13 protein-coding genes are annotated in these 14,323 nt (G+C 66.1%); 10 read left to right on the top strand and 3 right to left on the bottom strand.

What is annotated here, in order from left to right; all coding sequences use genetic code 11:
• Positions 1-266: 266 nt before the first annotated feature.
• Positions 267-1,142, bottom strand: coding sequence for a metal-dependent hydrolase (locus U1707_RS14655; RefSeq protein ID WP_332800801.1), 876 nt, complete (start codon positions 1,140-1,142; stop codon positions 267-269).
• 64 nt (positions 1,143-1,206) lie between these two features.
• Between U1707_RS14655 and U1707_RS14650 the strand changes: the two genes are divergently transcribed.
• The 9 genes from U1707_RS14650 (at position 1,207) to lptG (ending at position 11,291) form a co-directional block, all read left to right on the top strand.
• Positions 1,207-1,806, top strand: coding sequence for a TetR/AcrR family transcriptional regulator (locus U1707_RS14650; protein ID WP_332800800.1), 600 nt, complete (start codon positions 1,207-1,209; stop codon positions 1,804-1,806).
• Between the two features lie 54 nt (positions 1,807-1,860).
• On the top strand, positions 1,861-2,907 hold the full coding sequence (gene obgE / locus U1707_RS14645; RefSeq protein WP_131587673.1) for a GTPase ObgE: 1,047 nt from the start codon (positions 1,861-1,863) through the stop codon (positions 2,905-2,907).
• Positions 2,908-3,016: 109 nt separating this feature from the next.
• Positions 3,017-4,114 carry a glutamate 5-kinase gene (gene proB, locus U1707_RS14640; RefSeq protein ID WP_332800799.1) on the top strand — a complete coding sequence of 366 codons (1,098 nt, stop codon included), beginning with the start codon at positions 3,017-3,019 and terminating at the stop codon, positions 4,112-4,114.
• A 43-nt stretch (positions 4,115-4,157) separates the two neighbouring features.
• Positions 4,158-5,069 carry an NAD-dependent epimerase/dehydratase family protein gene (locus U1707_RS14635; protein WP_332800798.1) on the top strand — a complete coding sequence of 304 codons (912 nt, stop codon included), beginning with the start codon at positions 4,158-4,160 and terminating at the stop codon, positions 5,067-5,069.
• 60 nt (positions 5,070-5,129) lie between these two features.
• Entirely contained in the window at positions 5,130-5,375 is a 246-nt protein-coding gene (locus U1707_RS14630; protein WP_332800797.1) for an acyl carrier protein, read from the top strand.
• Between the two features lie 132 nt (positions 5,376-5,507).
• Positions 5,508-6,770, top strand: coding sequence for a serine palmitoyltransferase (spt, locus tag U1707_RS14625; RefSeq protein WP_332800796.1), 1,263 nt, complete (start codon positions 5,508-5,510; stop codon positions 6,768-6,770).
• Positions 6,771-6,996: 226 nt separating this feature from the next.
• Positions 6,997-8,892, top strand: a complete 1,896-nt coding sequence (locus U1707_RS14620) for an ATP-binding protein (protein ID WP_332800795.1) — start codon at positions 6,997-6,999, stop codon at positions 8,890-8,892.
• Between the two features lie 111 nt (positions 8,893-9,003).
• Entirely contained in the window at positions 9,004-10,197 is a 1,194-nt protein-coding gene (gene lptF, locus U1707_RS14615) for an LPS export ABC transporter permease LptF (RefSeq protein ID WP_332800794.1), read from the top strand.
• Complete coding sequence (lptG, locus tag U1707_RS14610; protein WP_332800793.1) at positions 10,194-11,291, top strand: LPS export ABC transporter permease LptG; 1,098 nt, start codon at positions 10,194-10,196, stop codon at positions 11,289-11,291. Before lptF ends, lptG begins: the two co-directional genes overlap by 4 nt.
• A 60-nt stretch (positions 11,292-11,351) precedes the next feature.
• Here lptG and U1707_RS14605 read toward each other — a convergent pair whose 3' ends face one another.
• On the bottom strand, positions 11,352-12,449 hold the full coding sequence (locus U1707_RS14605) for a fatty acid desaturase family protein (protein WP_332800792.1): 1,098 nt from the start codon (positions 12,447-12,449) through the stop codon (positions 11,352-11,354).
• 235 nt (positions 12,450-12,684) lie between these two features.
• Here U1707_RS14605 and U1707_RS14600 point away from each other — a divergent pair, with 235 nt between their 5' ends.
• The gene (locus U1707_RS14600; RefSeq protein ID WP_332800791.1) at positions 12,685-13,836 is read left to right on the top strand and encodes an N-acetyltransferase; all 1,152 of its coding nucleotides are present in this window, start codon (positions 12,685-12,687) and stop codon (positions 13,834-13,836) included.
• Between the two features lie 101 nt (positions 13,837-13,937).
• On the opposite strand, the gene U1707_RS14595 is transcribed toward U1707_RS14600, so the two are convergent.
• Positions 13,938-14,261, bottom strand: coding sequence for a hypothetical protein (locus tag U1707_RS14595; RefSeq protein ID WP_332800790.1), 324 nt, complete (start codon positions 14,259-14,261; stop codon positions 13,938-13,940).
• Between the last annotated feature and the right edge of the window lie 62 nt (positions 14,262-14,323).

The raw sequence follows: 14,323 nt of genomic DNA, 5'->3' as shown, positions 1-14,323 counted from the left end.
GCGGGACCATCATCGCATAATCACACCACCCCGGCGAAGGCCGGGGCCCAATTGGATAGGTCGCAGTAACGAGGCGATGTCCTTCGTTAGCAACGTTCCCCAATTGGGCCCCGGCCTTCGCCGGGGTGGGGTCTATGTTGAGATGGCGGTCTGCAGGTCATGTTTCCCATACCGCCGTCATCCTGACGAAAGTCAGGATCCAGGGTAACGGGCGCGGTCGTTGATGGCTCTGGATCCTGACTTTCGTCAGGATGACGGGAGAAGGTTTAGGCCACCGCCACCGCCGCCACCCGCTTGGCCACCGGCAGCACCGCCGCCTCATACTCGCTCTCCGCCAAGCCGATCAGCGCGCGGTCGTCGTGCTTCCACGGGTGGAACCCCGGCAGGAAATACGCTGCCCAAACGCCCGCGATCTTGCGCGCCATTCCCGGATTGCCGAACGCGTACCACGCCATCCGTGCCCACACGCGAGGCCCGGTCAGCCCGTCCTGCCGCAGCAGTTCCGCCATCCCCCGCGCACGCCCGGTGAAGAACCGCCACGTCGTGATCAGCATCACGAGCGACTTCACCCGCCACCGCGTGAAGCGCGGCCAGTCCCGAGTCGCGTGCAGCCACGTATCGTAGGCAACGCCCTTGTGCTCGATCTCCTCGGCCGCATGCCAGAGCCACAGCGCCGCCGCCTGCTGGTCACCCCCTGCCAGATGCTTCGGGTTCGCGATCAGCTCGTGCGCCAGCAACGCGGTAAAATGCTCGAGCGCGGTCGTCGCCGCCAGGCTGGCGATCTCGGGCCGCCCCTTGGTCAACGCCAATGCCGCGTCGACGTCGACGATCAACGGCGCGACGTCATAGCCTTGGTCGGTGACGTGGCGGTTGAACGCGACATGTTCGCGCGTGTGGATCACCTCCTGCTTGATGAAGGCATTGATCTCGCCGTGCAGCTTGGCCGGCGTGCCCTCGCGGAACTTGCGCACGCTGTCGACGAAATAGCCCTCGCCCTTCGGAAACGTCACCGACAGCGCATTGTAGAACGCGGTCGCCACGGGATCGTCGTTCAGCCACCAGCGACGGATATCGGCGCCCCGGCCGAAACGGCGGTCGCGCGGGGTGATCGTCAGATCGGCAGGCGTGGTTGCTTTCGCCACGGAAACCTCCAAACAGGGGGTGAATGCTCGTTACTTACATCGATGTAAATAGGTTTTCCTGTCCGTGACGTCAACACCCCGCAAGCGCCTCTCCCCCACCGAATCGCGCGAGGCCGCCGTCGAGGCCGCACGCGCCCTGCTCGTCGAAAGCGGTCCGAGCGCGGTCACGTTGAAGGCGGTTGCGGGCCGGATCGGGCGTACGCATGCCAATCTTCTCCATCATTTCGGATCGGCGGAGGCGCTGCATACCGCCCTGATCACGCGCATGGCGGCGGACATCGTCGGCACGATCGGCGCCGCCGTCTTGCGCGTACGGGCTGGCGAGCTCGATCCCCGCGAAGTGGTGGAGATGACCTTCGACGCGTTCGGCAAGGGGGGCGCGGGCGCGCTGGCGAGCTGGATGATCCTGTCGGGCAATACCGACGCGCTCGACCCGATCATGGCGGCAATCCATGACTTGGTCGACGAACTTGCGGGCGGTGAACTGCCCGGGACGCGGCCGATCCAGGAACAGACGTTGACGCTGGTGCTGATGGCGCTTGGCGATGCGCTGATGGGGGCGCCGATGGCGCGTGCGCTGGGACTGCCGGTCGGCAAGGCGCGCGAACTGGCGCTCGACGCGTTGCTCGCCAGCAAGGATGCGGGCGCCCCCATTCCGTGCTGAGCGCCCCGAATCGCAGAGGGTGGAGATTTTCGCCAATTTCGCTATGGGGCGGCGATGCATTTTCTAGACCAAGCCAAGATCTACGTACGTTCGGGTGAAGGCGGCCCCGGTGCCGTCAGCTTCCGCCGCGAGAAATATATCGAATATGGCGGCCCCGACGGCGGCAATGGCGGCAAGGGCGGCGACATCGTGTTCGAATGCATCGCCGGCCTGAACACGCTGATCGACTTCCGCTACACGCAGCATTTCCGCGCGCCGCGCGGCTCGGGCGGGTCGGGGTCGAACCGGACCGGTGCCGGCGGCGAGGACCTCGTGATCCGCGTCCCGCTCGGCACGCAGGTGCTATCGGAGGACAAGGAAGAGGTGTTGATCGATTTCACCGAAGTCGGCCAGCGCGAAGTGCTGTTCCGCGGAGGTGATGGCGGGCGCGGTAACGCCAGCTACAAGACCTCGACCAACCGTACCCCGCGCCAGCACGGCACCGGCTGGCCATTCGGCGAGGCGTGGGTCTGGCTGCGGCTGAAGCTGCTCGCCGATGCGGGCCTCGTCGGCCTGCCGAATGCGGGTAAGTCGACCTTCATCAACCAAGTCACGAACGCACAGGCCAAGGTCGGCGAATACGCCTTCACGACGACGCGGCCGCAACTGGGCGTGGTGCGGCACAAGCAGCGCGAGTTCGTGGTCGCGGATATTCCGGGGCTGATCCAGGGTGCTGCCGAAGGTGCCGGCATCGGCGACCGGTTCCTGGGTCATATCGAGCGGTGCCGGGTACTCCTGCATCTGGTCGATGCGAACGACGCGGACGTTGCCGAATCGTACCGGATCGTGCGCGACGAGCTGGAGAATTATGGCGAGGGCCTGACCGACAAGAACGTCATCGTCGCGCTGAACAAGATCGACATGCTCGATGCCGAACTGATCGCGGCGCTGTCGGCGGAACTGGCGGAAGCCAGCGGTGCCGAGGTGATGGCGATTTCGGGCGCGAGCGGTGCCGGCATCGAGGCGGTACTCGACAAGCTGATCGGTGCGATCGGGCCTGCTCCAGGTGCGCCGAAGGAACTGGCGGAGGGCGAAGAGCCGGTCGCATGGTCGCCGCTCTGATAGCCCTCTCCCCTCTGGGGAGAGGGTTGGGTGAGGGGCTGTTCCGGGCGGTACCGTTCGTGGCCGCCCCCCACCCCGGCCCTCTCCCCGTAGGGGAGAGGGAGCAGTAATGTTTCCACCGTCGTCTTGTGCGCGGCTGATCGTCAAGATTGGGTCGGCGTTGCTGGTCGATCCTGATGGGAGCGTTCGTCGGGCGTGGCTGGCTGGCCTCGTTGCCGACATCGCCGCGCGGACAAGCGCCGGCCAGCAAGTCGCCATCGTGTCGTCTGGCGCGATCGCACTCGGCGCGCGCCGGCTCGGCCTCCCCAAAGGCGGCCGCGCCAGTCTCGAAGACGCGCAGGCCGCCGCCGCCGCCGGTCAGATCGCGCTCAGCCAGGTCTGGGCCGAACTCCTCGCCGCGCAAGGGCTGAACGCCGCGCAGATGCTCGTCACGCTCGACGATCTCGAGGACCGCCGCCGCTATCTCAACGCCGCAGCCACGCTGAACCGGTTGCTGTCGCTCAAGGTCGTCCCCGTCATCAACGAGAACGACAGCGTCGCGACGGAAGAAATCCGGTTCGGCGACAACGACCGCCTCGCCGCGCGCGTCGCACAGGCGGCCGGCGCGCAGGGCGTCATCCTGCTATCCGACGTCGACGGTCTCTACACCGCCAACCCCCACACCGATCCGTCCGCGACGCACATCGCCAGCGTGGGCCGGATCGACTCGGTTGCGGCAATGGCGGACGACGGATCGGGCTCCGGCATGGGCTCGGGCGGCATGGCCTCGAAGATCGCCGCCGCGCGAATCGCGACCGGCGCGGGCATCCCGTTGGCGATCGCCTCGGGCCGGATCAAGCATCCGCTGTCCACCCCTGCCCGCCATACGATCTTCACCGCCGAACGCACTGCGTCCGCGCGAAAGGCGTGGCTGGCGGGCGGGCTGACCGCGAAGGGCGCGATCCACGTCGATGCCGGGGCCGCGGCGGCGCTTGGCCAAGGGCGGAGTCTGCTCGCCACCGGCGCAACGCAAATCGATGGCGGTTTCACGCGCGGCGACCTCGTGACGATCGAGGGGCCGGCCGGTACCGTCGCCCGCGGACTCGCCGAGTACGATGCAGCGGACACCGCGCGCCTGCTCGGCCGGCATAGCGATGATCATGCCGCGATCCTCGGCTACGCGCCTCGATCCGCGTTGGTGCATCGCAATCATCTGGCGCTCGTATGATCGGCCACGCCTTGTTCACTACTTCTTCCTCGGGAACGCCGTCATGATCCTCGCCATCACCGGCGGCACCGGGTTCGTCGGTAGCCACCTGATCGACCACGCGCTGGAGACCGGCCACACCGTCCGCGCGCTTGCCCGCAAACCGCAGGCCAAGCGCATCGGCGTCACCTGGATCGAAGGCGCGCTCGATCGCTCCAAGAGCCTCGCGACACTGGTCGAGGGCGCCGACGCGGTGATCCACGTCGCCGGCGTGGTCAACGCGCCCGACCGTGCGGGCTTCGCGAAGGGCAATGTCGCCGGCACCGAAGGCATCCTCCAGGCGACGAAGCTCGCCGGCATCCGCCGCTTCGTCCACGTCTCCTCGCTCGCCGCGCGCGAGCCGACGCTGTCGAATTACGGCTGGTCGAAGGCCGAGGCGGAAACGCGCGTGCAGATATCGGCACTCGACTGGACGATCGTCCGCCCGCCCGCGATCTTCGGGCCGCGCGACCACGACCTGCTCGATCTCTTCAAGGCCGCACGCTCGGGCTATCTGCCGATGCCCCCGGCCGGCACGCGCGTCTCGCTGCTCTATGTCGAGGACCTGACCGCGCTGCTGCTCACGCTCGCCGAGAATGACGATGCGCTCTCGATCATGGAGCCCGACGACGGCGTGCCGAACGGCTGGGACAATCGCGATTTCGCGCGCGCGATCGGCGCGGCGGTGAACGGGGCGGTCGGCAAGTCGGTCAAGGTTTTCTCGACACCCCGCCCCCTCCTCAAGCTCGCGTCCGCTGCCGATCGCCTCGTGCGCCGCCGCAAGGCCAAGCTCACGCGCGACCGGGTCAGCTATTTCTGCCACCCCGACTGGGTGTCGCACAAGCCGCCGCCGCCTGCGCTCTGGACACCCTCCGTCCCGACCCCACAGGCGCTCGCGCAAACCGCGGCGTGGTATCGCGCGGCCGGGCTGCTATAGCGCCGAAAAGCCGCCGCAATTTCCTGTCAGGTATGCGTGGCGACACCCGGAAGGATTACGATGAGCGACCGCCAGCAGATCTACGACACCGTCACCGCGCAGATCGAGCCGTTCAACAAGAAGGGCGTCGCGCTGTCCGACGCCACCACGTTCCAGGGCGACCTGGAGTGGGACAGCCTGACGGTCATGGATTTCGTCGCCGCGATCGAAGACGAATTCGACATCATCATCACGATGAACATGCAGGCCGAGATCGAATCGGTCGGCCAGCTCGTCGACGCGGTCGCGAAACTGAAAAGCGCCTGAGCCACTGCATCGCCCCACCCCGTTCGGGCTGAGCGAAGTCGAGGCCGCGCCCCACGGCGCCACCCTTCGACTTCGCTCAAGGCGAACGGAATGGGGGCGAGGACGACACATTCCAACCTCATGGAATCCAACATGACCGAAGCCGCCACCACCGCCCACGCCCTGCCCGTCGATCCCCCCGAGGTCGCGCCCGAGCACGACCTGATGTCGAAGTTCGACGGCCTGATCGCCGAACGCGAGGCACTGGTGAACTCCGGCGTGCGCAACCCGTTCACGATCGTGATGGACGAGGTGAAGTCGCCGACCCAGGCGGTGATCCGCGGCAAGGACACGATCCTGCTCGGCACGTACAACTACATGGGCATGACGTTCGACCCCGACGTGATCCAGGCCGGCAAGACCGCACTCGACCGGTTCGGGTCGGGCACCAACGGCAGCCGGATGCTCAACGGCACGTTCCACGATCATATCGACGTCGAGCAGGCATTGCGCGACTTCTACGACATGACCGGCGCGATCGTGTTCTCGACCGGGTACATGGCCAATCTCGGGATCATCTCGACGCTTGCCGGCAAGGGCGAATACGTCATCCTCGACGCCGACAGCCATGCCTCGATCTACGACGGCTGCAAGCAGGGCAATGCCGAGATCGTCCGCTTCCGCCACAACGACGTCACCGATCTCGACAAGCGGCTCGGCCGCCTGCCCAAGGAGGCCGGCAAGCTGGTCGTGCTCGAAGGCGTCTATTCGATGCTCGGCGACATCGCGCCCCTCAAGGAGATGGTCGCGGTAGCCAAGAAGCATGGCGCGATGGTGCTGGTCGACGAGGCGCATTCGATGGGCTTTTTCGGCCCCAACGGGCGCGGCGTGTACGAGGAGATGGGGCTGACCGACGAGGTCGATTTCGTCGTCGGTACCTTCTCGAAATCGGTCGGGACGGTCGGCGGGTTCGTCGTGTCGAACCACCCGAAGTTCGAGATGGTGCGGTTCGCCTGCCGTCCGTACATCTTCACCGCCTCGCTTCCCCCCTCGGTCGTCGCCACCGCCGCCGCGTCGATCCGCAAGCTGATGACGGCACACGACAAGCGCGCGCAGCTCTGGAAGAACGCACGCCGGCTGCACGGTGGGCTGAAGGCGATGGGCTTCAAGCTCGGCACGGAAACGTCGGACTCGGCGATCATCGCGGTCATCCTCACCGACCAGGAACAGGCGATCGCGATCTGGCAGTCGCTTCTCGAGGGCGGTCTCTACGTCAACATGGCACGCCCGCCTGCGACGCCCGCGGGGACGTTCCTGCTGCGCTGCTCGCTGTGCGCGGAGCACACCGACGCGCAGGTCACGACGATCCTCGAAATGTTCGAGGCGGCCGGGCGTGCGGTCGGGGTAATCGGCTAAGGCGAGCTGACGATCAGGAGGTAAGTCTCGTACTGGAACCTCGTCATCCTGACGAAAGTCAGGATGACGGCTGCTTTGGCTCGATGCTCGTCCCAGAAAACCCAATCACCCTCCCCCCAAGAATCGAAGTCATTGCGCAGTGGCAACGACGCGCTAGGGTATCCGCGTGATGCGAAGCGAGGCCCAGACCGCGGCCCTTGGGGGCGGAGCGACCTGGCGAACCGTCATGCTGGTCGTGATGGCGTTGCTTGGCGCAGCGGTGCTCGTCGCCCTCATCGTCACGCTCCGCGATGCCGATCGCCAGCGCGACCGCGCGCTCGAACTGCAGGCGCATAGCTACGACGTGATGATCCTCGCGCGCACCCTGTCGGGCACGATCGCGCGCTCGGAGGCATCGCTCGGCCGGTACGTCATCAGCGGCGACAAGCAGCTCGGCCAACTGTATTTCGACGAATGGCTGCTCGCCGGCACGCAGATCGATCGGCTCGACCAGATCACCAACGACAACGCCGAGCAGCAGCCGCGCATCGACCGGCTCCGCGCTGCGTATGACTCGCGCGGGCGGGAACTGTCGATGACCGCGCTGAACACGAGCTACGGAAAGAACGGCCAGGCGCTCGCGCGCTATTATCAGGGACGCAAGGCGCCGACGCTCATCGAGATCAACCGCACGCTCGACACGCTGATCGCCCGCGAACGCGCCTTGCTCAACGAGCGCACCGCCGCCGCGATGGGATCGGTCGAACGCTCCAGCTGGATCGCGGGCGTGCTGGCGGTGTTCGGCGTACTGATCGTGGTGGGCGCGGTCATGCTGGGCTGGTTCACGATCCGGGCCGTGGGGGACCGCGCGACCGCACTGGCGGACGCAGAACTCGAACGCGAACGTGCCGACGAACTGACCGCCGCGGTCGCCGTCGCGACGGCCGAGTTGCGCGTCCAGGAGGCCAAGCTGCGCCAGGTCCAGAAGATGGAGGCGGTCGGCCAGCTTACGGGTGGCATCGCCCATGACTTCAACAACATGCTGGCCGTGGTGCTCGGCGGGCTCGAACTCGCGCGGCGCAATCTGGCGGGCGATCCAGCCACCACGCGGCGGCATATCGACAGTGCCACCGAAGGCGCGAACCGGGCGGCCGCGCTCACCCGCCGCCTGTTGGCGTTCAGCCGCGAGGATGCGCTGAAGCCCGAGACGATCGATGCCGCGGCCCTGGTCGCGGAGATGTCCGACCTGCTCGACCGCACCTTGGGCGACGCGATCACGCTGGTGACGCGCAGCGAGGCGACCGACTGCTGCATTCGCGGCGACCGGGTCCAGCTTGAAAACGCGGTGCTAAACCTAGCGGTCAACGCGCGCGACGCGATGAATGGCCGCGGCACGATGACCATCGTCACGGGGACGACGATGCTGGCTGCGCAACAGATCGGCGAATGCGCGGCGGGCGAATATGTGACGATCATGGTTGCCGACGACGGCTGCGGCATGACGCCCGACGTCGCCGATCGCGTGTTCGAGCCGTTCTTCACCACCAAGGCGGTCGGCAAGGGTACGGGGCTGGGCCTTTCCCAGATCTTCGCGCTCGTCCAGCAACTGCACGGCGCGGTCGCGATCGCGTCTGCACCCGGCGAGGGTACTGCGGTGACGCTGTACGTGCCGCGTACGGCGGAGGCGGTCGGAACGCTCCTATCGTCGACCGAGATCGCGGCGGTTGCCGCTGTGGCGACGGTGCCGCCCGCCCAGCGCGAAATCCTCGTGGTAGAGGACGACCCCCGCGTGCTGACGGCCACGATCGATGCCCTGGAAGAGATCGGCTATCGCGCGATCCCGTGCGACGATCCGCTGGCTGCCCCCGCGTTGCTCGCCGCCAATGCGGGGATCGGCCTGATCATCTCCGACGTCCTGATGCCGCGCCAGACCGGCCCCGAGATGATCGCCGCGCTGTCCCCGCTCTATCCGCATATCGCGGTGCTGTTCGTGACCGGGTTCGCAGGCGAGGTGAACGTCGCGCAATTCGGCGGGCACGAGGTCTTGCGCAAACCCTTCACCTTGAACGGGCTGGAACGGGCCGTAGCGACCGCCCTGGCATCGGATCGGCCGGGCCCAAGCGACCGGATCGCTGCCGAATAACCGGCCGTGAGGTGCCCGCGACACCGGTGCGATTGGGGATGACGCCCCGCGTGCGCCCGCCTATACCCCGCGCTTACATCGCCAGCCCAGCAGCCCGAGCCCCAATTCCGCATGAAATCCATCGACCGCTACATGGCCCGGCTGATCGCGGTGCCGCTTTTGTCGACGCTGCTGATCGCCGTCATGTTGTTCGTGCTCGATCGCATGTTGGGGCTGTTCAATTTCGTCGCGACGCAAGGCGGCCCGATCAGCGTCGTCTGGCGGATGCTCGCGAACCTGCTGCCGGAATATCTCGGGCTCGGCATCCCGATCGGGCTGATGCTCGGCATCCTGCTCGCGTTTCGCCGGCTGGCGACCTCGTCGGAGCTGGACGTCCTGCGCGGCGTCGGGATGAGCTACAACCGGCTGCTCCGCGTGCCGTACATGTACACGATCGCGCTGGCGCTGCTCAACCTTGCAATCGTCGGCTACGTCCAGCCGATCGCGCGCTATTATTACGAGGGCCTGCGGTTCGAACTGCGTACCGGCGCACTGGGCGCGTCGATCAAGGTCGGCGAGTTCACGCAGCTGGGCGACCGCATGACGATGCGGATCGAGGAAAGCAAGGACAAGGGCCGCGAGCTGTCCGGCATCTTCGTCCATGCACAGAGCCAGAATGGCGACTGGCTCGGCGTCACCGCGGAGCGGGGCAAGTTCCTCGCGACCGACGACCCCAACGTCATCATCTTCCGACTGGCCAACGGCACGCTGATCCACAACCGCCCCGAATTCAGGACGCCGCGAGTCCTGACCTTCAGCAGCCACGATCTGCCGATCAACCTGCCCAGGTTCGAAAGCTTCCGCGTCAGGGGTGGTCGCAATCTGGAATACACGCTGCCCGAACTGGCGGTGAAGGGACAACGTGCGGCGACGCTCGAACAGCGTGAAGGCAGCCGTTCGGAGTTCCATTTCCGGCTGGCCGAGGTCGCCTCGATGTTCCTGCTGCCGCTGCTGGCGCTGGCCCTCGGTGTGCCGCCGAAGCGATCGACATCGGCGCTGGGCGTGTTCCTGTCGATCGTGATGATCGTCACCTATCACAAGGTGAACCAGTATGCGGCCGATGTCGGCGAACTGGGACGGATCGATCCGATCGTCGCGCTATGGGTGCCGTTCACGATCTTCGCGGGCCTCGTCCTCTGGATGTATTACACGATCGCCTATATTCCGGGCGGCCAGCCGATCGGCGCGCTCGAACGCGTCTTCTCCAAGTCCTTCAAGGCCATCGCCAAGCGTATGCCCGGACGCCGCAAGGCCAGCGTCGCATGAAACTCGTCAGCTTCTTCCCGTCGCGCACGGTCGCGATCTACATGGGCCGGATGTTCCTGCTCCGGACGTTCGCGGTCCTCGCCGCGCTCGTGCTCGTGTTGCAGGCGCTGGACCTGCTGAGCGAGTCCGGCGATATCCTCGCCTTTCCCGGCAATGGCGATGCGCAGATCTGGCACTATGTCTCGCTGCGCATCCCGCAGATCATCGCCCGGTTCCTGCCGTTCTCGGTCCTGCTGGGGACGATCCTGACGCTGATCACGATGAACCAGAACAGCGAGATCGTCGCGCTGAAGGGTTCCGGCCTGTCCGCACACCAGGTGCTGGCCCCGCTGCTCGTCGCCAGCCTGGGCGTGGCGGTGATCAGCTTCGTCTTCAGCGATCACGTGGTGGCGCGCGCGACGGCGACGCTCAACCAGTGGCAGAAGGTGGATTACGGCAAGCTGCCGATCGACCGTGGCGATCGTTCGAACGTCTGGGTTCGTGACGGCGACGACCTGATCGAAGTCGCGCAGATCCGCGGCCGTGGGCCTGCGACGCGGCTTGGCGGGATCACGCTGTACGATCGCACCGGCGGTAATCTCGTGGCGATACTGCGCGCCGATCATGGACGACGCGTCGACGGCGGCTGGCTTGTCGGGCCGGCCACACGATTCGAGGTCGCCCGCGGCACTGTGACGCCGCTCGGCTCGGTCGTGATCGCCCGGAACGTGCGGCCGGATCAGTTCACGCTGTCCTCGGTCGATGCCGACGGTCTGTCGTTCGCGGCACTTAAGTCCGCGATCGGCGACCTGTCCGACGCCGGCCGCCCGACCAAGGCGCTCGAAGGGTCGCTTTGGCACAAGCTGTCGGGTCCTTTGTCGGCGGTGTTGATGCCGCTGCTCGGGGCGATCGCTGCCTTCGGGATCGCGCGGTCGGGCAAGCTGTTCGTCCGCGCCGTGATCGGCATGGGCCTAGGCTTCGCCTTCTTCGTGGCGGACAATTTCGCGCTCGCGATGGGTAATCTCGGCGTCTACCCACCCTTCCTCGCGGCCTGGGCACCCTTCCTGCTGTTCTTCCTGATCGGCGAGGCCGTCCTCATCCGCTCCGAGGAATGAAAAAGGGGACCGCAGCGTCACGCTGCGATCCCCATTCCGCTCTGCAATCGCAGTAAGCCGTCAGCGGCGGACCATCGTGCTCCGCGCGATCTTGCTCACCAGTCCGGGCAGGCCGGGATAGCTCGCCTTGTGATACGGCGACATCGCATCCAGCTCGGCCGAAATCCGCCGATGCGCCTCACCCAGCGCGTGATAGGGCAACCCCGGCAACAGGTGATGCAGCGCATGGTAGCGCAGCCCCACCGGCGCCCACAACGCCGGCAGCAGGGCAGGCGGTGGCACGTTGACGGTATCGAGATACTGCGCGGTAACGGTCATCACCTCGCCGTCATTCTCCCAAAGATGCGCGACCAGCGTCCGCACCTGATTGATCACCGCCGCCGCCGACGCGATGCCGAGGAAGGTCAGGAACGCACGCAGGGGCAGCACACCGGTGACGGTAGCTGCGATCAAGCCCACGGCCCAGATGCTCGCCGCGATCTCGAGGCGGTTCCAATACGCCTTGGCATCGCCCTCGGGGCTGCGACGACGAAACTGCGGGTTGATGGCCAGCGCCGAATAGCGTTCGACGACGACCGTCCGCAGCTTGGGCGACACGAGCGACAACGGCGACAGCACGGCGTAGCGGAACAGCAACGCGATCGGTGCCAGCGCCGACACGACGATGAACAAGGGCAGCGTCCATGGCTTCATCAGCGCGAGCGGCAGATACTCTGGGTCCTCGACCGTGCCGTACCGCGTCTTGGCGTGATGAAGGTTATGCACCCCCTCGTACATGAACGACGGAGTCAGCAATGGCACGCCGACCAGCATGTTCCACCCCAGCCGGAAGTTCGGCACCGCCGCATGCTTCATATGGCTGACTTCGTGAATGAAGCTCAGGCCGCGGTACAGGCCGAGCATCGACACGATCCCGGCAACGATCGCAACCGTGATCGAACCCGACGTCGCCGCCACGACCAGCGCGCCGTAGCCGAGGACCACGGAGCCGATCAGGTCGGCCCAATACACTGCCGGCCGCGGCTTAACGAGATCGCGGGTGAGGTCTGCGGCGGCACGCAGCATCACCTTGTCGTCGGCGACTCGTAAACTGCCCAAGGCCGCAACGGGCGCGACCGGAGCGGTCATGCCGCGGGCTAGGCTGAGCGAAGTATCCATGGGCGTATCCATTGCCCGAACATAGTGGCGGCAGCGTGGCATTTACAGGCGGCGCAAAACGCACCGACGCGAAGGAATGACGATCACCGTGACCGCATGCTACGATGACTGATCCAAAGCAGCCGGGACAGCCTCAGGACCGCAGCGCGGATGACCTGCGAGTCCCTCGCCTTTGCCGATCTGGCTGGCTAGATACGCGCGTCGCGGCACACGAAACGGCACACAGGAACGACATATGGCCAAGCTTACCATTCGACCGGTCGAAACGAAGAAGGATCGCAAGATCTTCATCGACCTGCCGTTCCGCCTGTATGCCGACGATCCCAATTGGGTGCCCCCGCTAAAGTCCGAGGCACTCGGGCTGATAACGCCGGAGAAGAACGGCTGGTTCAGCCATGCCAAGGCGCAGCTGTTCCTGGCCGAGGAAGACGGTCGTGTGGTCGGGCGTATCTCGGCGCATATCGATACGCTCGCGCTGACCATGCCGCCCGAGCAGGGCTTCGGCCCCGGCGTCGGCCAATGGGGCCTGATGGAGGCGGAGCGACAGGACGTCTTCCAGGCGCTGCTCGCGCGCGCCGAACAATGGCTGCGCGATCAGGGCATGACGCGCGCGCTCGGGCCGATCAGCATGTCGATCTGGGAGGAGCCCGGTTTGCTGATCGACGGCTATGATCACCCGCCGACGATCATGATGGGCCATGCCAAGCAGGAATATCGCGGCTGGATCGAATGGGCCGCCTACCGCCCGGTCAAGCGATTGATGACCTACGAGGTCAATATCACGAAGCAGTTCCCGCCGATCGTGCAGCGGATCATCAAGTCCGGCGAGAAGAATCCGCGGATCGTCATCCGCAAGGTCGACAAGACGAAGTTCGAGGAAGAAGCGGCCATTATTCTGGCGATCCTCAACGACGCGTGGAAGGACAATTGGGGCTTCGTCCCGCTCACCCCGCCCGAGGTCAAGGATGTCGGGGTGAAGCTGAAACCCATCGTGTACAACGACCTGATCCGGATCGCCGAAGTCGACGGCAAGCCGGCCGCGTTCATGATCACGCTCCCCGACATGAACGAGGCGATCAAGCCGCTGAACGGAAACCTGTTCCCGTTCGGCTGGGCGAAGCTGCTGCTGTGGCTGCGCAAGCCCAAGGCGCGGACGGTGCGCGTGCCGCTCATGGGCGTGGTCAAGGAGCTGCAGGCGTCACGGCTCGCCAGCCAGCTCGCCTTCATGATGATCGAATATATCCGCCGCGCCTCGGTCGAGCATTACGGCGCGGTCCGCGGCGAGATCGGCTGGATCCTCGACGACAACCAGGGAATGCGATCGATCGCCGAGACGATCGAAAGCCGCGTCAACAAGGTGTATCAGGTGTACGAGAAGACGCTCTAATCGCGCGGGTTGGATCGAGGTCCTGATGTGTCTCCCCCCTTTGGAAAGGAGGGGAGAAAATCATCGACGCCTCGGACACAGACCCGCCGTCGCCGCACGTCCTACTGGCGCTTGCCCTTACCGAACGGGATTCTCAGCGTGACAGCCGCGCCCTGCCCGTTCGCACCGGGCAATGCAGTCTGAATCGCATGGACGTTGCCCGTACCGCCACCAGGAAGTCGAAACGAGAGCGGGTCGCCGCGCAGTGGCCGGATGGGTTCGGCGAGCGGGATAAGCCGCTGATCGGTCGGACGCGCGCAGACGACGATGTCCTCGCCAGGGCCGGTAACGGGGCAAGGCAGCGCGACGCGCGGCGCCAGCTTGTGCAACTCGCGTGGGACGGGCGATCCGGCGGCGGACTGTAGCAGCAAGGCCAGGATCGCCATCATCGGGCACGAAGGGACCGCCTGCCGAAGAGGATGTCAAGCGCGGCAGCCCGACCACAATC

This window comes from Sphingomonas sandaracina, from assembly GCF_036663695.1.
GTDB lineage: Bacteria > Pseudomonadota > Alphaproteobacteria > Sphingomonadales > Sphingomonadaceae > Sphingomonas.
This window is presented reverse-complemented; position numbering and strand designations above follow the sequence as displayed.

Excerpts from the sequence above, each read along its gene's own strand:
- U1707_RS14600 (WP_332800791.1), top strand. The coding sequence starts at position 12,685 with ATGGCCAAGCTTACCATTCGACCGGTCGAAACGAAGAAGGATCGCAAG.
- lptG (WP_332800793.1), top strand. The coding sequence starts at position 10,194 with ATGAAACTCGTCAGCTTCTTCCCGTCGCGCACGGTCGCGATCTACATG.
- U1707_RS14605 (WP_332800792.1), bottom strand. The coding sequence starts at position 12,449 with ATGGATACTTCGCTCAGCCTAGCCCGCGGCATGACCGCTCCGGTCGCG.
- proB (WP_332800799.1), top strand. The coding sequence starts at position 3,017 with ATGTTTCCACCGTCGTCTTGTGCGCGGCTGATCGTCAAGATTGGGTCG.
- U1707_RS14595 (WP_332800790.1), bottom strand. The coding sequence starts at position 14,261 with ATGGCGATCCTGGCCTTGCTGCTACAGTCCGCCGCCGGATCGCCCGTC.
- U1707_RS14620 (WP_332800795.1), top strand. The coding sequence starts at position 6,997 with ATGCTGGTCGTGATGGCGTTGCTTGGCGCAGCGGTGCTCGTCGCCCTC.
- lptF (WP_332800794.1), top strand. The coding sequence starts at position 9,004 with ATGAAATCCATCGACCGCTACATGGCCCGGCTGATCGCGGTGCCGCTT.
- spt (WP_332800796.1), top strand. The coding sequence starts at position 5,508 with ATGACCGAAGCCGCCACCACCGCCCACGCCCTGCCCGTCGATCCCCCC.
- obgE (WP_131587673.1), top strand. The coding sequence starts at position 1,861 with ATGCATTTTCTAGACCAAGCCAAGATCTACGTACGTTCGGGTGAAGGC.
- U1707_RS14635 (WP_332800798.1), top strand. The coding sequence starts at position 4,158 with ATGATCCTCGCCATCACCGGCGGCACCGGGTTCGTCGGTAGCCACCTG.
- U1707_RS14630 (WP_332800797.1), top strand. The coding sequence starts at position 5,130 with ATGAGCGACCGCCAGCAGATCTACGACACCGTCACCGCGCAGATCGAG.